The organism is Mesorhizobium sp. 113-3-9 (assembly GCF_016756515.1).
In the GTDB taxonomy this organism is placed as follows: domain Bacteria; phylum Pseudomonadota; class Alphaproteobacteria; order Rhizobiales; family Rhizobiaceae; genus Mesorhizobium.
The window spans coordinates 243533-260743 of record NZ_AP023246.1; the positions used below are offsets into that span (position 1 = coordinate 243533).

Here is a 17211-nt window from a genome sequence, read left to right on the forward strand (position 1 = left end):
TCAACCCGGTGATGTCAACGTGGCGCTTATCAGCGCCGCGGCATCGGCTGGGCGCGCGCCCACTTCCAGGGTGAATGTCGGCACCGAGGAAACCAGCTTGCCGATCGTCGCCAGCCGGCGCTTCTGCGAGGGCAGCAGGCCAGTCATGCTGGTGCGGACATTGTCCATCGCCAGCGCCACCATCGCGTCGGTCCGGGCCATGGGCACGAGCCGGGTCTCACGGTCGGCGGAGCGCGCCAGGTGCAGCACGGCCGCCACCGGCCGGGCGACCGGGCTTTCGATCCGTACGATCTCGCTCAACCGCTGCAGCGAGACGGCCTGTTCGCCGTTGCGGTCCCACGACGGACCAAGGCAAGGCGCAACCTGCGGGATCATTTCGGCGGTCTTCTGATGGATCTTGACGTGGCGCGGCAGACCCCAGGCCAAGGGCTGCTTCTCCAAAGCCAGATCCAGGATCATGGCGTCGTCGGAGCAGAGACCAAAGCCTTGCGTTGCCAGCGCCAGCGAGGTCGTGGTCTTGCCGGTGCCGCTTGGGGCATGGATCAGCACGATGGTGTCGCGGCACGGCAGTGTCAGGCCGGCCGTGTGCAGCATGTGCTGGCCGCCGGCGTCGAGTGCCGCGTCCAACACCAGCATCGATGGCGTCCAGGCTGCTTTCGCCCCAGGGCGAACCCGAAGTTTCGCCCACCCTTCCTCGTCATTGACGGCAACGGTCTGGCGCCCGGGAAAGATGAGATGGATGGTGCCGCCCACAGCGACCATCCTGCAGTAGCCGTCCTCCGGTATCTCACCGTCGAAGACGAGCGATCCGCCGGGCTCCTCGTCCAGAACGTCCGCCTCGGTGATATCGAGACGAAAGCCCGGCGCCGTATCGCCGGCGATTCGCAGGATGCCCAGCATCCTGTCGAAGTCCTGCCAAAGCTCGGGGCGTTCGGCCGATATGCCGAAGACCTGACCGTTGAGGTCGTAGCATGCTGAAGGCTTGGTCAAGCGGGGCGCACCTTTGAGGCATCGGCATGGTGGCGATAGATCTCCACCATGCCGGGAAGGCTGTCACTGACCACGGGCTTGCCGTCGAGGCAGACCCAGCAATGCGCCGAAACGCGCGGCGTCTGCAGTGACTTCGGGTCGACGCCGAAACGCAGCTCCGGATCGAAGCCGGCAAGGCGCAGGAAGCGATGGCCGAGCAGGCCTTCCCGCAGGCATCTGCGGTCGCGCATCAGCCAGGGATGGCGGACAATGCGGTTGACGCGAGCGACGATGTAGGCGGCTGGCAGGCCGCGATAGGGGGTCGAGGAGGCGAGCGGGGCCCATCTCAGCACGTCCTCGAAGCTGCGCCCGGCAATGAGCGCCGGCATCAGCCGCGCGCTTGTCCATAGATGGCAGCGAAACAGGGCACGCAGGAGCGGACCGTCAGCCATCAGGCGATACCTCTAGCCATCAAGCGGCACCTTTGGCCATCAAGCATTTGGGGCGGCGAGGATACCTTCCGAGACCAGATCGTTGGCCAATGCCGCCATGTCCTCATCGAGCGTATCCTTGTCGACCTCGAACTCCTCGCAAAGCAGGCCGACGATCTGATCGAGGCTTCGCGCACCATCCACCTTGTCGAGAAAGGCTTCCGTCGTGCCGTTGCAGGTGTAGAGCTGGCCGCTGCGCGCCAGAAGCACGACGGCACCGTCGCCGACATGCTGGACCGAGGCGTCGTCCGCCAGCCGCAAAACCGTTCCAGAGACAATTTCCATCACCAACCCCAACAAGCCGCGCCAGAACCCGAAAATGAGATAGCGCGGCGGTGCGGCGCTGTCTATCGGCCGGCCGGGAGAGATCGCCGATGCGGCTTTGCGATGCGACGGATTCCTGCCGGCCGCAGAAGCGCCATCACCCGTTCCCAACCGAAAATCGTCCCAGAAATAGTCGTCGCCGTGACGCCACAGGCAAGTGCGTTGACCGATGGGACCGTTGCTTTTCTTCCCTTAAGTAAGGTAAAGACTCCACGGGTTTTGGGGAGATAGCGTATGCGTTACAACTGGGAGCGGGCTCCGACGACTTTCGAACGTCATCGAAAAGCCCTGGCGGCGGCGATTTTGATCTTCGGCGGCGTAGGCCTCATGCTTGTGGCCCTGCCGATCTAGTACAATCGAAATTTGTCCAATGAATACCGTTCGTTAGACGGCTATCGGGCCGGCTCCTCAGCGGGCCTGCCCCGTCACGGCAATGAACCGGCGGTCGCGCCCTTCGAAGCCCTGGCTGAAGCGCTGCACCAGCACGACAATCACCGCCGGTTTGCCTGAAGGTGTGTATTCATAGGATTCCGACAGGCTGTAGGAAGTCGGGCAGTTCCTCGAGCCAGGCACGGCCTTGTCCTCATGCAAGGTCTTGAACGGCTTGCCGTCCTGGCCCTGCAGCGACAGCCGGAAACCGAGCGCCTTGCCCGTCTTGTCGCCTTGAGGAGCCTTGTCACCCTGTAGGGCCTGGTCGCCCGATTGGGCTTCGTCGAAACTCGCCGAACAATCCGCCGTGCTGGTGGCCAGGATCTGGTCGAGCTGGATCGTCGAAATGCCTGTCTCGCCATAGAGCGGCGAAAGCCATTTCCGCGACACTTGCTCGAGGCGGGAGATGTCGGCGTAGGCGACCATCTCGCCGGGAAAGGTGAACTTGTCGGAGGCGGTCTGCTTGCCGCGCGATGCGATGGCGTATCTGGCCAGGATGGGATTTGCCCTCGCAGCCGCTTGCGCCCTTGCCTGTTCAAGGCTCAGCGTCGATTCCTCGGATTCGTCAACGACCAGGATCGGTTTGCCGCCGACGAACTCGTCGGTGCGCGTGTCGATGATGTCGATCTGCGAATAACCGGACGCCGAGGCACCGGCATCAAGCTCCCCATATTGCTCGAAGGCAAAATAGCTCCCGTCGGGCGAGAAGCCGATGATGCGCCGTGCCGCGGCGTCTCCGGCCAGAGCGGTCGCGGTGGAGATAGCGAGCAGCGCGCCGATCGTCAGCGCAAATGCCGGTTTTGCCATGATCGGCAATGGATGGCGCATCGTTTGGATTCTCCCCCGCGAGGGCTCCACTTCACGACACAGCGCACCAAGGGTCAAGACGAGACCGGCTCAGACGAAAATCAGGGAAGACAGCGCCGGAAAAAACAGCATAGGCTGTTTGCAAAGACGGCAAATGGTTCCTGGGGAGGTTACGGATGGCTTCACGCTATCATGAGGTCTATGACGGCTGGAAACGCGAGCCGGAAGAATTCTGGGCGGACGCGGCCGGTGCCATCGACTGGTATTCGCCCTGGGACAAGGTGTTCGATGCCACCGCCGGCGTCTACGGCCGCTGGTTTACGGGCGCGACCTGCAACACCTGCTACAATGCCATCGACCGGCATGTCGCCGGCGGACGCGCCGACCAGATCGCGCTGATCTACGACAGCGCCATCACCGGAACGGTCAAAAAATTCACCTATGCCGAGCTGAAGCGTGAAGTGGTGGCGCTGACCTCGGTGCTGAAGAACCGGGGCGTCGGCAAGGGCGACCGCGTCATCATCTACATGCCGATGGTGGCGGAGGCGGCCATCGCCATGCTCGCCTGCGCCCGGATCGGCGCCGTGCATTCGGTGGTCTTCGGCGGCTTTGCCTCGCATGAGCTTGCCACCCGCATCGACGACGCCAAGCCAAGGCTGATCATCTCGGCCTCCTGCGGCCTGGAACCAGGCCGCATCGTTGCCTACAAGCCGCTGCTCGACAAAGCGATCGAGATGTCCCGCCACAAGCCGGACGCTTGCCTGATCCTGCAGCGCGACCAGCTGCGCTGTGACCTGAAGGACCATTTCGACATCGACTATGCCGATGCCGTCGCGCGCGAGCGGGCCGCAGGCGCCAATGTCGACTGCGTGCCGGTGCTCGCCACCGATCCGCTCTACATCATCTACACGTCGGGCACGACCGGACAGCCAAAGGGAATCGTGCGCGACAATGGCGGCCACATGGTCGCGCTGAAATGGACGATGGAGAACGAGTTCGGCGTCAAGCCGAGCGAAGTGTTCTGGGCGGCGTCCGATGTCGGCTGGGTGGTCGGCCATTCCTACATCGTCTACGGACCGCTGCTGCATGGCTGCACCAGCATCCTGTTCGAAGGCAAGCCGATCGGCACGCCGGATGCAGGCACCTACTGGCGGGTCATCTCGGATCATGGCGTCGTCGCGCTGTTCACCGCGCCGACGGCCTTCCGCGCCATCAAGGGGCAGGACCCCAGAGGCGAGTTCGTTCCCAAATACGATCTGTCGAAATTCCGCACGCTGTTCCTCGCCGGCGAGCGCGCCGACCCCGAAACCATCAAATGGGCAGAGCAGAAGCTGAACGTGCCGGTGGTCGACCATTGGTGGCAGACCGAGACCGGCTCGCCGATGACCATCAACCCGGCGGGGCTCGGGCTGCTGCCGGTGAAATACGGCTCGCCCGGCGTGCCGATGCCCGGCTACGACATCCGCGTGCTCGACGATGCCGGCCACGAGGTGTCGCGCGGGACGCTCGGCAACGTCGTGGTCAAGCTGCCGCTGCCCGCCGGCTGCCTGCCGACGCTGTGGAACGCGGATGCCCGCTTCCGCCAGGCCTATCTCGATGAGTTCCCCGGTTTCTACAAGACAGCCGATGCCGGCATGATCGACGAGGACGGTTACCTCTACGTGATGGCCCGCACCGACGACATCATCAATGTCGCCGGCCACCGGCTGTCGACCGGCGCCATGGAAGAGGTGCTGGCCGCCCATCCCGATGTCGCCGAATGCGCTGTCGTCGGCATCGCCGATGCGATGAAGGGCCAGATTCCGCTCGGCTTCGTGGTGCTGAACGCCGGTGTCGCGCGCGACGGCGGCGCCATCGAAAAGGAGGTCGTCGCGCTGGTGCGCGAGCGCATCGGCCCGGTCGCGGCCTTCAAGACCGTGGTGACGATCACGCGCCTGCCCAAGACCCGGTCGGGAAAGATCCTGCGCGGCACCATGCAGAAGATCGCCGACAAGGAGGAGTGGGCGATGCCGGCGACCATCGACGACCCTGCCATCCTGGACGAGATCACCGCCGCCCTGAAGGCGCGCGGGATCGGGGTTTGAGGCCGACACGGCGAGCGGTTTCGCGCCGCCCTTCCTTGCCGGTCGGCCTATCCTGATCGGCAAGTAATACTTTTATTGTGCAATGCAGCAAGCCACCCTACAGTGACTGGTGGGGGGCCATCCAGCGATGCGGTATGGCTCAGCAAAAAATTACGTTCGGCGGCGTCGACATCCTGCGGTTTCTCGCCGCCGTGCTCGTCATGATCTACCACTATGGCTTCTGGGTGTGGGCCTATCCCGATGGCATTTCGGCACAGGCCACGGGCGGCGTGCCGGCGCAGCCAGCGATAGGCGCCTGGGTCGGGTCCGGCTGGGTTGGCGTCGAGATCTTCTTCGTCATCAGCGGCTTTGTCATCGCCTTCAGCGCCGAGAAATCGACGCCGCTGCGGTTTTTCGAGGCAAGATTCAAAAGGCTGGCGCCGGCGGTGTGGATCTGCGCGCCGATCACAGCGGTGCTCTTGCTGCTCATCGGCCTGAGCTGGCCGACCGATGCGGTGGTCAGGCTCGTCCGCACCGGCCTGTTCGCGCCTTATGGCCCATGGGTGGACAGTGTCTACTGGACGCTCGGCATCGAGATCGCCTTCTACGCCATCGTCTGGGTCCTGCTGCGGCTCGGCCGCTTCCATCTGATGGAAATGGTCGCCATCGCCATCGGCCTGGTCAGCACGCTGTTCTGGTGCCTCTACTATCTCTTCGACTGGTCCGACTTCGCCGAGACGCGCTGGCTGCAGCTTACCCTGGTGCACCATGGCTGCTTCTTCGCGGTCGGCGTGCTGCTCTGGCTGATGCGGTTCAAGGCGCTGACGCCTTCCCGCCTCGGCTTCTGCCTGTTGTTCCTTGGCGGCGGCGTGCTGCAGATCGCCAGTTCGGTCGACGTCCACAGCATCAAGGTCAATGCCGTGATGCCCTATGCGCCGCCAATCCTGATCTTCCTCGTCGCTATAGCCTTGATGGCATGGTCGTTGCGGCTCGACCTCGGCTGGAGCGGCTGGCGCCGGATCGGCCTGATGACCTATCCGCTCTATCTGATCCACGATGTCGTCGGCGCGGCAATGCTTGGGGCGATGGTCCGCGCTGGTGCGCCTTATCTCCCGTCGATGACAATCGTCGGCGCGACCATGATCGCGGCAAGCTGGCTGGTGGCGACCGAGGCCGAGCCGCGTATCCGGCTGCTGCTCGACCACACGGTTTTCCGCTACCGGCTCAAGGCCGCCTAGACGCCAGATCGGTTCTCGTTTCGGGGAAACGGCGAACCGATCCATCTCTTTATCCTGACGCAGCTCCCCAGGGAAAGCGTTACGCGCTTTTCCCGGGAAAACCGCCTCCGCACCTTTCCTAGAATAGCGCCGTGGCGTGAACATACCCAGCCGACCCGGCACGCCCTATCCGTCTGGCGCGGCACGATCTTTCCGAAATCCGGATTCCGCTTCGGGATCGTAAATTAGCCTCTTGGCACGCTCCGCTTCACGCGTGATAACAGACAGTCATGTTTTGTGCATGACTGTCCGCTTTTCGATATCGAGAGCCTTCGCCAGTGAACCTGTTTCAGCGAAAACCCCGGATGGCGGCGCGTGCACGCCTCGATATCGACCTGCAGGACACCACCGTCTATGCGATCGGCGACGTGCATGGCTGCTACAAGGAGCTGCGCTCGCTGGAGCAGAAGATCCTGCTCGATTCCTTGCGCTTCCAGGGCCGCAAGATCATCATCATGCTCGGCGACTATATCGACCGTGGGCCGCAATCGGCGCGGGTGCTCGACCATCTCCTTGCGCCGCCGCCGAAGGGGTTCCAGCGCATCTGCCTCGCGGGCAATCACGAGGTGGCGATGCTGCATTATCTCGACGGCAATCTGTCACGCGAACCCTGGTTGGCGGCAGGTGGCCTGCAAACCCTGTTTTCCTATGGCCTCGACCCGCAGCGCTTGGCCGGTCTTTACGAAAGAAGCGCGGAGATCGACCGGCATATAAGGGATGTCATCCCGGCCGAGCATGTCAGCTTCCTGCGTGGGCTGCCGATCATGGTCCGCTCGAGGAAATTCGTCTTCGTCCATGCCGGCATCAGGCCGGGCGTCGACCTCGCGGCGCAGGACGACCGTGACCTCCTCCACATCCGTTCGGATTTTTTCGACGCGGCGCATCTGCTCGACCGCTGGGTGGTGCATGGCCACACGCCGGTGGACATCCCAAGACTTGAGGGACGCAGGCTGGGCATCGACACCGCCGCCTTCCAGAGCGGCCGCCTGACGGCGGTCAGGATCGCCGACAAGCAGGGCCGGCTGATCTTCTCCTGATCAGGCTCCCGGGAAAAGCGTGTAGCGCCCTCCCCTGGGAATTGCATCAAAACAAAGAGTTAGAGCGGTTCGCCGTTTCCGTGAAACGGCGAACTGCCCTAGACCGGCGCCTTGCTGCGGACTTCCGACTTGTCGAGATAGTAGGTCGAATATTTGTCGAAGAATTTCTCCGACGCCCCAAACGACCCGTATTTGGCGAGCTTCTTCAGATCGACCTTGTTCAGCACCGCCCCGACGATCTTGTTGGCGACATAGGGCTCGGATTCCAGCATCGACCGCACCATGGCGCGCGGCGTGCGGCCCCATTCGGTGACGAGCACGAAGCCGTCGACGAGCGGCGCGAAGGCCTTGGCGTCGACCACCGGCCCGAGCGGCGGCAGATCGACGACGATGTATTCGAACGTCTCCTTGGCATTATCGATGAAGCGCCGCATTCCAACCGAGGAAAGCAGCTCGCTGGTGTGCGAGAAGTGCCCACGCAACACGGCCGGAATGATTGCAAGCTTGGTCTGCCTGTCGATCTTGCCGACGGATTGCCATGTCTGACCGCTCACCACCGCTTCCATCAGGCCTTGTTCGGCCTCCATGCCGAGGCTGCGGCTGAGACCGGGATTGCGCAAGTCGCCGTCGATGAGCAGCGTCTTGGCGCCGTTGGCGGCAAGCAGCCCGGCGAGATTGGCCGCCACCGTCGACTTGCCTTCGCCGGGAAGCACGGAGATGACGCCGATGACGCGGCTGCCTTGTCCTTCCATCACCACATCGAAGGCGATCTTGGCGCTGCGCAGCGTTTCGGCAAACATCGATGCCGGAGCGTCGATGCTCACCCTCATTCGCGCCCGCCTTTCAATGGCGGCCGGCGATCTGGCTGCCTTGGCATCCGGCTGAGCCTCGGCCGGCTTGTCGTCCTTGGCGGGTTTGCTGCCGATGGTCGGCAGGTAGCCGAGGAATTTGAGACCGACACGGTCTCGCACCTCCTCACCCGTCCGGAAAAACCGCTCGTTGAATTCGTTGAGACCGCCGAAGCCGGCGCCCATCAGCACACCGAGCACGAGCGAGAGCCCGAGCACGACCATGGTACGCGGGCTGGACGCGGAGAGCGGTGTCGAGGCGTCCGAGATGATGCGGATCTTGCCGACCGGGAAGGATTGCTGCTGCGCGGCTTCCTCGTAGCGGCCGAGGAACGTCTGGTAGAGGGTCGTGAGCGCCGTCGCCTTCTGGTCGAGGTCGCGCAACTGGACCTGCGACTGGTTGTCGATGGAGCTCTTGCCCTGTGCGGCGGCGACATTGGCCCTGAGTGCGGTCTCGCGCGCCAACGCCACTTCATATTCGTTGCGATAGCTTTCGGTGAGCTGCTTCAGTTCGCCGAAGATCTGCGCCGATATGTCGGCCTTTTCCTTGGCAAGCGCGACCGCCTGCGGATGTTCGGGACCGAAATTCGCCTCGACGTCCTGCTGCCGCTTGGCGACGGTGAGGTAGCGGGTCTTGAGCGCCGAAATGACCGAACTGCTCGGCTGGTCGGCCGATATGGCCGCGTCCTTGAAGGCGTTCTCGGAGCCGCTATCGACAATCGACTTGTACTGCTGGTAGCGGGCGCTGGCGCGAGCCGTGTCGGCCTGCGCCACGATCAGCTGGGCGTTGAGGTCGGCAAGCTGCTTGTCGCTCATCAGCTGGCCATCGCTGTTGGCGGACAGGCCGTGCTCGGCCCTGAATTTCTCGACCGCGAGCGATGCCTGCTGCGAGCTCTCGCGCAGTTCCGTCAGCCGGCCCTGCAGCCAGACCGCCGCGCGCTCGGTGGCGTCGAAGCTGGCGTCGAGCTGATCGGCAAGATAGGCGTCGGCATAGGCCTTGGTGATCGCGGTCGCCAGTCCCGGATCCGTCGCCTGATAGCCAAGCGCGATGACATAGCTTCGTCCGACACGATCCGCCCGGATTTCGTTCTGCAGCTTGAGGATGGCGTAGTCACGGCGTGACGCGGCAATCAGCGCATCGCGGGCAGCCGGGTCGAGTTTGCTGATGTCACCAAGGCCCGGCATGGGCGGGCTGGGGCGGACATACTGGATCAGGCCGCGGATCAGGCCGACGCCCTGGGCAAGCGCCGACTGCGGCGGGTTCATGAAGGCATCGTTCTGGTCGAGCTTGAGCTTGTCGACGACCACCGCGGCAAGCCGCGTCGAGGTCAGTATCTCGATCTGGCTCAAAATGGCGGAATCGGTCTGCATGGTGGTCGACGCCGCCGAAATGTCGTCGACGATCTTGTTCAGGCCCTCGTCGATCAGCACGCTCGAGACCGACACAAATTTGGGCGGCGTGGTCTGCAGATAGAGCATGCCCAGGAAAAGACCGATGGCGGCGCACACGGCAACCACCTTGGCCTGCCGCGCAGCCATGCCAAGCAGACGCTCGATATCGATGAAGTCTTCGCCGCCTCCTGCATCCGAATTCGGCAATGGCATCCTCTTGTCGAGAGGAAAGTTGGCATAGTTCATCGTCGGTCCAATCCCAGAGCCTGTTGCGTCCCGATCATCGGGTTGAGGCTCTATCTCTATGTTTGGGCACAATCTTTTCCGAAAACCGGGACTGACTTTCCGGGATCGTGCCTTGGCTTGCAGTTGCCTCGATGGCCGGGAGCATTGCCGTGGGCAACGCAAGCCTCATGCCAGTCAGCGAGGAACCTGCCAGCCCCTCGCCAACAGTCATGTGACAATGCTCCCGAAAGATGGGCATTATGCGGCTTCTTCCTGGCGTTCATGCGACCGGACGAACTCCTGAAGCATCTCGAAAACCGGACCCTTCATGTCATTGCGCGCCAGCGCGAAGGCGATGTTGGCCTGGATGAACCCTTCCTTGGACCCGCAGTCGAACATGCGGCCCAGGAAAGGCTGGGCAAAGAACGGCTGGTCCCTCGACAGGCGGACCATGGCGTCGGTCAGCTGGATCTCGTTGCCGGCGCCACGCTGCTGATTGCCCAGCAGCGCGAATATCTCGGGCTGCAGGATGTAGCGGCCATTGATGTAGAAATTCGACGGCGCGTTGGCCGGGGCCGGCTTCTCGACCATGGCCGTAACCTCGAAACCGCCGCCGATCTCGGCGCCGCGACCGACAATGCCGTATTTGTTGGTCTCGCTCGGATCGCAGCGTTCGACGGCGATCACATTGCCGCCCGTCTCGGCGTAGAGATCGGTGATCTCGGCCAGGCAGCCGCGCCCGCCGAAGGAGACCATGTCGGGCAGAAGCAGGGCGAAAGGCTCGTTGCCGATGACTTCGCGGGCGCACCAGACGGCGTGGCCGAGGCCTTGCGGCGACTGCTGGCGGATGAAGGAGGTGGCACCAGCCACAGGCAACATGCTTTCGAGCGCCTCCAGCTGGGTCTTCTTGCCGGTCTGCTCCAGCGTGCCGATCAATTCCGGATGCAGGTCGAAATAGTCCTCGATGACCGCCTTGTTGCGGCCGGTCACGAACACGATGTGCTCGATGCCGGCTTCGAAGGCCTCGTCCACCGCATATTGCACGACAGGCCTGTCGACCACGGGAAGCATTTCCTTCGGCATCGACTTGGTCGCCGGCAGGAACCGTGTTCCAAGCCCCGCCACCGGTATCACGGCCTTCCTGATTTTCTTCATCGCAAATTCCTTCTGAGGAGATCGACTGCAGTTCCTTCACAGGCCACGAAAAATCCCTCCATGTGCCTGCATCTTCACCTCCCCACCCCCACGGCAAATTGTGCCGCTACTCGTCGCAACCGCACGGCGATCGGCATGCCCATATGCCTGACCGCCGCCGGGTCGCTGAGCGCCGTCCGGATCGCCTTGAGCGGGGACCGCGCCTTGATGTGCTGGACCATCGCCAGGAAGGAGGCCGCCTTGCGCAGGCTGCGGCCGCGCCGGGCAAAGGCCGCCTGAGCTGCCTCATCCATCTGATGGGTTTGAGCGAATACGACGTCCGCCTTGCGCATCGCTTCGACATGATGAAGCTCGAGCACACGCGAGATCGAGCCGCTGCGAATGTGATAGGCGTAGCCGATATCGGGCTCGACCACGCATCTGCCGCCCTTGGCGAGCGCCTCGGCAAAAAGGATATAATCCTCGCCGATCCTCAGTTTCTCGTCATAGCGAAGCCGGTTCTCATCCAGGAACCGGCGCTGGAAGATCGGCTTGAGGTAGCCGAGATTGAACTTCGATTCGAAGACGATGTTGCCTGCGATGTAGGTGGCCAGCGAAATTTCGCGCAAGCCTTCCAGATACTGCCGCGGGAACATCGCATCCTCGACCACACCGTCCTCGCGGATGACCTGGAGATTGTCGACGGCGATCTGGGCATCGGCTTTCTCGGCGCGGTTGATCATGGCGGCGAGACGGCCGGGAAAGATGGCGTCATCGGAATCGAGAACCGCGATCCACCTGCCGCGGGCGACGTCGAGGCCGGCATTCCTGGCTCCGCCGGGGCCGCGATTCCTGGCGAGCGCAACGACACGCACGATGTCCTGCGGATAGGCCCGCGCCACATCGAGCGTGGCATCGCGCGACTTATCGTCGACAACGATGATTTCGACGCTGACATCCTTCTGCGCGATGGCGCTGGCGATCGCCCTGTCGAGCGTCGCCTCCGCATTGTAGGCCGCGATCACAACGGAAACGTCGGGGGCTGAAACGGCGGGAGTCTGGGAAACGTCAGGCTGCACGCTTGCCTCCTTCCCCCGGCGAGGGTTGGCCATAGAGGCGGATTTCGCGGACGCCGACAAGACCGCTGACGACACCGACATGCATGATGCCGCGCAACACGCTGCGGTTCCTGCGTACCGGGCTGGCGACGACGGGAAGTGCCGCGGCGAAACAAAAGGCTGCTTTTGCGGAGGCAAGGCCGACATGCTTGATCAGCCCGATGCCGCGCGCATTGCTGCCCAGGAGGTGACCATGCGTCTGACCGACGCGAAAACGCCGCCGGACAAGCCAGTCGAACGCGGCCCTCGAGCGCGGCACCACTTCGTCCACCCAGGCGTCCTGCGAGAAGGCGATGCGGCCGTCGGCCTTGACCATCTGATCGAAGAACTCGGTGTCCTCGCCGCCGGTCTGGCCGCGCGCCAGGCTAAAGCGACGGCCGCGCAAGCTGTCCGATCCCATGCGCAGCAGGACATTGCAGGTGTAGCCGGTGCGGATCTCGCCGCGCACCCAGACGGGCAAGGTCGAATGGAAATCGCCACGCCGCATCCATTCGGGCGCATCCGGGCGGTAGAGCGCGCGCACCGGGCCGAGCACGGCTGTTGCGCCGCTGTCCTCAGCCGTCGCGACCAGTTCGGCCAGCCAACGGGGCGAGGCAGTCTCGTCATCGTCGATGAACGCGAGGAAATCCGCCTGGCTACCATCAAGGCAAGCGTTGCGGGCGACGGAGATGTTGCGCGCCGGAGCATGCCGGTATCGGATCGGCAATTTCAAATCCCGCGACAGCGCCGTCACCAGGGCCTGCGCGCTTGGCGTGTCGTCATTGTCGGCGACGATGACGCCGACATCAAACCCCGCCGGCATTTCCATGGCGGCGAGCGAGCGAAGCGTATCGGCCAACTCCGGCCGCCGGAACGTGCACACGCCGATGTCGATGCTGCGGTTCTTGGCCTGAACCGCCATCACGCCACCCCGCGTCGCGCGCCGAGGCCGAGAAGCTGCAGCCAGAAGCCGACGGACCAGCCGAAATGCATGACCATCGCCGAGACGCCGGCAAGCGCGATGTCGGCATTGCGCTGGCGGATGGCCGTCACCAGGCCGTAGCCCAGGCATACCGCCGCCCAGACCAGCAAGGGCACAGCCGCGATCCAATGCACGAAGGAGAAGGCAGCCAGAAGAACCACCGGGAAGACCGCCAGCGGCACCATCTGCCGGACCTTCGGAATGACGCGGTGCTTCAGCACATTCTTGGCGCGGCCACGGCCATAACCGAGATACTGGAAATAGAGACCTTTGAGCGAGGCGCGCGGGTAATAGACCATCTGCGTCTTACCGCTCATCCAGATCTTGTAGCCGGCTTGCCGCAGCCGATAGTCGAGCTCGGCATCCTCATTGTGGCTGAACGTCTCGTCATAGCCGCCGACAGCGCGGAAGGCCGAAATCCGCATCAGCGCGTGATGGCCATGGTCGACCCACTCTCCGGCGGAGAGGTGGCGATGCTTGGAGCCACCGGTGCCGAGTTTCGAATTCTGCGCCGCCGCAACCGATTTCTGTACCGCGCCGCTGCCGCTGGTCAGCATCGAAACCACGACCGAATCCGCTGATGTGGCCAGTGCTTCCTCAAGCAGCCGGTCACAATAATCGTCGGGATAGCCGCCATGCGCGTCGATGCGGATCAGATAGTCCGCGCCCTCACCGAAAGTGCCAATGGCGAGATTGATCGCCGCGCTCTGGATGCGACGCTTGTTGTGAAGCAGGATGACGCGCGGATCCTTCGCGGCGATCTGCTCGACAATGGCCAGCGTGCCATCGGTGCTGCCGCCATCGGCGACGATGATCCTGGCGCCCAGCCTTTGCGCCGCGGGCCGCAATTGATCGAGCAGCGTGCCGATATGGGTTGCCTCGTTCAGGCAGGGGATCACGATCAGGCTGGAGGGAAGCGCTTGCGTCATCAGGCGATGTCCATCCTATGCCATGGCTTCGGCCGCGAGGGGTTCGCGCACGGTGGTCAGGCGGCGCAATTTTTCGACCAGCGCCCTGCAGTCGCTGCGGTCGTAGCTCCATGTCCTCGGATTATGGGCAAGCACGCGCGCCTTCAGCCTGCCGAAGCGGTGCTCTTCCATCTTGCCAAGCGCGGTCTCGAGCGCCTGGGAAGTCGGCTGGGGCAGAAGAACGCCGATATCCTGTTGGCTGAGGAACCGTCCCGTTTCGGTATGGCCCATCGAGATCGGCACCGCCCCGAAGCGACAGCCTTCATAAAGGCGGTTGGGCAGCAGCCATTCCGAATTCTGCCCCTCTTCGAAGAAATCGATCGCCCAGGCGAAATGGACGTCCTGGTAGATCGCCGCCATGTCCTCCGGGTTGCGGTAGGGTCCACGAAACGACAGATAAGGCTCGGCATCGACGAAATCATGGAAATCCGGGAACTCCGAAAGCGCCGGACGGCCGCGCAGCACGACCTCGAAACGTCCATCCATGCGGCGCGTGAAATCGGCCAGCAGCCTTAGCGAGCGGCGACAGCGCAGCGCGCCGAACCAGCCGATCCGCCATGGCGGGGCGACAGGCCCCTCCATCGCCTCGCCCGTGCCAGGCTGGATCGCCGCCGCCTCGAAATACTTGTTCTCGACCAGTTCGACGGGGGCGGCGACCTGGCGGAAAGGTTTGAAATAATTGGCGATGAAGGCGGGCGAACTTGTCACCAGCAGCTTCACGTCACGCGCCAGATGGCGCTCGGTGGCGCGCAAGGCCTTGCCGAGGACATCGTCGCGGAGCACCAGGCGGTGGATGTCGAGGCATTCATAGACGATCGGCACCTTTGCGCCGAAGGCCGACCCGGCGCGACGGGCAAGCGCCAGCATTTCCAGGTTGCGCGCTATGATGAGATCGGGCCGCGGCGTGCCCCTCAGCTTCGCCCGAAGCGAAACCGTCGCCTTTGCGACCGCCGCCAGGCGCTGGGCGAATCGTCCGTCGCGTGTCGCGCCAAGGTCGATCGGCAGCAATCCTTCGATATCGGCAATCGGGGTGGCGGTGCGGCGGAAGCCCGCCAGGGTGACCTGGGCGCCACCTGTCCTGAGCATTGTGATCCGCCGGCGGACCGCCGGATCGGAGACATCGTGCACCAGGTACAAGACATGCAGCATGAAAACTCGACCGCTGTTTGACCCACCCAAGGGGAGCCTAGTACAGCTCTTGCTGCATCGCAACATTTTTGGTGCAGTGTAGCAAAATTAGTCACCTCTGCCGCGCCGCACAAACATATCGCTTGCGATCCACAACTCTTGAGAATGACCACGCGGTAGCGCCTTGCGGAAGCAATATGGCCCGCTTCGCGAGCAATTTCGGGCAGTTTCACCCATCTCAAGGCACCATGGCGATCTCACCGGGCGAGCCGCGAAGCCCCCAGCAACGGAGATGGTGGTTAATCAATTCCTAAATATTGTATTGCAGTGCAACAAAAAATGATGTTGAATTCTTGCCAGGGAAGTTGGGTTTTGGAAATTGGCTAGGGGATCCGCGCCTGCATTGTGTTGCAGCGCGGTATGTGATTGCAGCGCTGCTGCAGCTTTGGAATGGCCTGCGAATACCCCCTGATGCCACTGTGTCGATACGGGTGGTGCTGTATGAGCAAGGCTCTTCGTATTGCCGTCTATGACGACAAGTATCCGACCAGTTTTGTTACACCGCGAACATCCAGGCATACGATCTTGCGACAGCGATTTCTGCCGCTGAACCTGGTCTCGTCGAAGCTGGAAGGCGTGACGCTGATCGAACCTGCCCTGTCTGTCGACATGGTGCATGCGTTCAACCGGATACCGGTCAATTCCTCCAAATACATCATGTCGTTCGAATCCCATCTGCCCCGGCAATTCGCCCTTCGCAAACGCGGGCTGGTGGCGCGCTACCTGATGTCGCGGATCACCAACCCCGGCTGCCGCCGCATCATCGCCTTGTCGCATTTTGCCCGCAGAAGTTTGCTCGCCCAGCACTCCGACCATCCGGAACTGGACCTGCTGACGAAAAAGCTGCTGGTCCGCCACCCGAACATCGTGGTGCCGGCAACGCAAGACGCGATGGCGCAAGACGTTGCCGAGGAGTTGGTGCTGACATTCATCGGCGCCCACTTTGGCCGCAAGGGCGGATGCGTGGCGGTCAAGATCGCGGAAAAGGCAGCCGAGCAAAATCTGCCAATTCGAGTGAACATCGTGTCCAGTCTCCAGGTTGGCGGCCACATATGGACGGATCCGACAAGCCCGGGCTTCTTCGACCCCTACATCAAGCTGCTCGAACTGCCGAACGTCCGGCATCACGGGGTGTTGCCAAACAAGGAGGTGCGGCAATTGCTGCGCAACTCGCATTTCGGCGTCCTCGCCACCTTTGGCGACACTTTCGGTTACTCGGCGCTGGAATCGATGTCCGAGCACACGCCGGTTCTTGGAACGAAAGTCTGCGCCTTGCCGGAATTCCTGGAGGATGGCGTCAACGGGATCTCATTGCCTGTGGAGCTCGACGATACCGGCGACTGGTCCAGCCCGGGATACGACGCGCGCGGGGAGGCGAAATACGCACAGTATTTCCGCGATGAGGTCGAACGGCTCGCCAGCCTGGCCATCGAACGGCTGAAGCCGTATATCGGGCAACCGGCCTTGATGGCGCCGCTGCGGCGCGAAGCCCGCAGGACCGCGGAGGTCATGTTCGCGGCGGAGCCGGCAGGCGCGTTCTTTGATGCGCTCTACGATCGTGTCGCGGTGGAAAAAGCCCGCCAGCCGGCACAAATCGATCCTGCCCTAGACGTTTCGTCTCCCCAATCCCTGCCGCTTGAATCCCTTAAGCCCGTGTTATTGCCGTTTGCCCCTGACCCGCAGAGTGCAATGGGGCACGGCATTCCGACAGCCTCCGCGGCCTGAGCACCGCTGCGAGCATCGCAACAGAGGTCTTTTGCCCCGGGCGTTGGCCCACCGATCGAGAGGGACCACTCCGCCTATTCTCACTGCCCGGATCGAGCCGACACCCGAAAGGAATTTTTTTGTTGCATCGCAACATTTTGATGTGGCGTGGCAAAAAACCGCCTCACCGGGGTGCAAGACTCCTCAAAGATGGCGCATGCCCAGCGCCACGGCGCCAAGGCCGCATCGGACGGCCGGATCGAGTACGTCGCCGCC

Annotated in this window: 14 protein-coding genes; 4 read left to right on the forward strand and 10 right to left on the reverse strand. The window is 63.1% G+C overall.

The window, feature by feature from the left end; all coding sequences use genetic code 11:
• The 4 genes from MesoLj_RS01125 to MesoLj_RS01140 form a co-directional block, all read right to left on the reverse strand.
• The gene (locus MesoLj_RS01125) at positions 1-990 is read right to left on the reverse strand and encodes a serine kinase (protein ID WP_202324806.1); all 990 of its coding nucleotides are present in this window, start codon (positions 988-990) and stop codon (positions 1-3) included.
• Positions 987-1421 carry a lasso peptide biosynthesis B2 protein gene (locus tag MesoLj_RS01130; RefSeq protein WP_140769973.1) on the reverse strand — a complete coding sequence of 145 codons (435 nt, stop codon included), beginning with the start codon at positions 1419-1421 and terminating at the stop codon, positions 987-989. Before MesoLj_RS01130 ends, MesoLj_RS01125 begins: the two co-directional genes overlap by 4 nt.
• 39 nt (positions 1422-1460) lie before the next feature.
• Complete coding sequence (locus MesoLj_RS01135) at positions 1461-1745, reverse strand: PqqD family protein (RefSeq protein ID WP_172347223.1); 285 nt, start codon at positions 1743-1745, stop codon at positions 1461-1463.
• A gap of 447 nt (positions 1746-2192) precedes the next feature.
• Positions 2193-3041, reverse strand: coding sequence for a DUF2259 domain-containing protein (locus tag MesoLj_RS01140; RefSeq protein WP_202324807.1), 849 nt, complete (start codon positions 3039-3041; stop codon positions 2193-2195).
• A 155-nt stretch (positions 3042-3196) separates the two neighbouring features.
• On the opposite strand from MesoLj_RS01140, the gene MesoLj_RS01145 reads away from it, so the two are divergent.
• From MesoLj_RS01145 to MesoLj_RS01155, 3 genes are all read left to right on the forward strand, one after another.
• On the forward strand, positions 3197-5104 hold the full coding sequence (locus MesoLj_RS01145) for a propionyl-CoA synthetase (RefSeq protein ID WP_202324808.1): 1908 nt from the start codon (positions 3197-3199) through the stop codon (positions 5102-5104).
• 134 nt (positions 5105-5238) lie between these two features.
• Positions 5239-6321 (forward strand): acyltransferase family protein, encoded by a 1083-nt coding sequence (locus tag MesoLj_RS01150; RefSeq protein WP_202324809.1) that lies wholly within the window; start codon positions 5239-5241, stop codon positions 6319-6321.
• 344 nt (positions 6322-6665) lie between these two features.
• Positions 6666-7397 carry a metallophosphoesterase family protein gene (locus tag MesoLj_RS01155; RefSeq protein WP_244735260.1) on the forward strand — a complete coding sequence of 244 codons (732 nt, stop codon included), beginning with the start codon at positions 6666-6668 and terminating at the stop codon, positions 7395-7397.
• A gap of 98 nt (positions 7398-7495) precedes the next feature.
• On the opposite strand, the gene MesoLj_RS01160 is transcribed toward MesoLj_RS01155, so the two are convergent.
• From MesoLj_RS01160 to MesoLj_RS01185, 6 genes are all read right to left on the reverse strand, one after another.
• Positions 7496-9883, reverse strand: coding sequence for a polysaccharide biosynthesis tyrosine autokinase (locus MesoLj_RS01160; RefSeq protein WP_202324811.1), 2388 nt, complete (start codon positions 9881-9883; stop codon positions 7496-7498).
• Positions 9884-10120: 237 nt separating this feature from the next.
• Positions 10121-11017 (reverse strand): UTP--glucose-1-phosphate uridylyltransferase, encoded by an 897-nt coding sequence (locus MesoLj_RS01165; protein WP_056569474.1) that lies wholly within the window; start codon positions 11015-11017, stop codon positions 10121-10123.
• A 74-nt stretch (positions 11018-11091) separates the two neighbouring features.
• On the reverse strand, positions 11092-12075 hold the full coding sequence (locus MesoLj_RS01170; protein WP_202324812.1) for a glycosyltransferase family 2 protein: 984 nt from the start codon (positions 12073-12075) through the stop codon (positions 11092-11094).
• Positions 12065-13015, reverse strand: a complete 951-nt coding sequence (locus MesoLj_RS01175) for a glycosyltransferase (RefSeq protein ID WP_202324813.1) — start codon at positions 13013-13015, stop codon at positions 12065-12067. The genes MesoLj_RS01170 and MesoLj_RS01175 overlap by 11 nt, the downstream gene beginning before the upstream one ends.
• Positions 13015-14004 carry a glycosyltransferase family 2 protein gene (locus MesoLj_RS01180; RefSeq protein ID WP_202324814.1) on the reverse strand — a complete coding sequence of 330 codons (990 nt, stop codon included), beginning with the start codon at positions 14002-14004 and terminating at the stop codon, positions 13015-13017. Before MesoLj_RS01180 ends, MesoLj_RS01175 begins: the two co-directional genes overlap by 1 nt.
• 15 nt (positions 14005-14019) lie before the next feature.
• On the reverse strand, positions 14020-15192 hold the full coding sequence (locus MesoLj_RS01185; protein ID WP_202324815.1) for a glycosyl transferase family 1: 1173 nt from the start codon (positions 15190-15192) through the stop codon (positions 14020-14022).
• A 480-nt stretch (positions 15193-15672) separates the two neighbouring features.
• On the opposite strand from MesoLj_RS01185, the gene MesoLj_RS01190 reads away from it, so the two are divergent.
• Positions 15673-16956: a glycosyltransferase family 4 protein gene (locus MesoLj_RS01190; RefSeq protein WP_202324816.1), complete on the forward strand. Its 1284-nt coding sequence runs from the start codon at positions 15673-15675 to the stop codon at positions 16954-16956.
• Positions 16957-17211: the final 255 nt, after the last annotated feature.

Bases quoted from the DNA above. Each gene is read 5' to 3' on its own strand.
- MesoLj_RS01130 (WP_140769973.1), bottom strand. From the start codon at position 1,421: ATGGCTGACGGTCCGCTCCTGCGTGCCCTGTTTCGCTGCCATCTATGG.
- MesoLj_RS01135 (WP_172347223.1), bottom strand. From the start codon at position 1,745: ATGGAAATTGTCTCTGGAACGGTTTTGCGGCTGGCGGACGACGCCTCG.
- MesoLj_RS01140 (WP_202324807.1), bottom strand. From the start codon at position 3,041: ATGCGCCATCCATTGCCGATCATGGCAAAACCGGCATTTGCGCTGACG.
- MesoLj_RS01145 (WP_202324808.1), top strand. From the start codon at position 3,197: ATGGCTTCACGCTATCATGAGGTCTATGACGGCTGGAAACGCGAGCCG.
- MesoLj_RS01150 (WP_202324809.1), top strand. From the start codon at position 5,239: ATGGCTCAGCAAAAAATTACGTTCGGCGGCGTCGACATCCTGCGGTTT.
- MesoLj_RS01155 (WP_244735260.1), top strand. From the start codon at position 6,666: ATGGCGGCGCGTGCACGCCTCGATATCGACCTGCAGGACACCACCGTC.
- MesoLj_RS01160 (WP_202324811.1), bottom strand. From the start codon at position 9,883: ATGAACTATGCCAACTTTCCTCTCGACAAGAGGATGCCATTGCCGAAT.
- MesoLj_RS01165 (WP_056569474.1), bottom strand. From the start codon at position 11,017: ATGAAGAAAATCAGGAAGGCCGTGATACCGGTGGCGGGGCTTGGAACA.
- MesoLj_RS01175 (WP_202324813.1), bottom strand. From the start codon at position 13,015: ATGGCGGTTCAGGCCAAGAACCGCAGCATCGACATCGGCGTGTGCACG.
- MesoLj_RS01180 (WP_202324814.1), bottom strand. From the start codon at position 14,004: ATGACGCAAGCGCTTCCCTCCAGCCTGATCGTGATCCCCTGCCTGAAC.
- MesoLj_RS01185 (WP_202324815.1), bottom strand. From the start codon at position 15,192: ATGCTGCATGTCTTGTACCTGGTGCACGATGTCTCCGATCCGGCGGTC.
- MesoLj_RS01190 (WP_202324816.1), top strand. From the start codon at position 15,673: ATGAGCAAGGCTCTTCGTATTGCCGTCTATGACGACAAGTATCCGACC.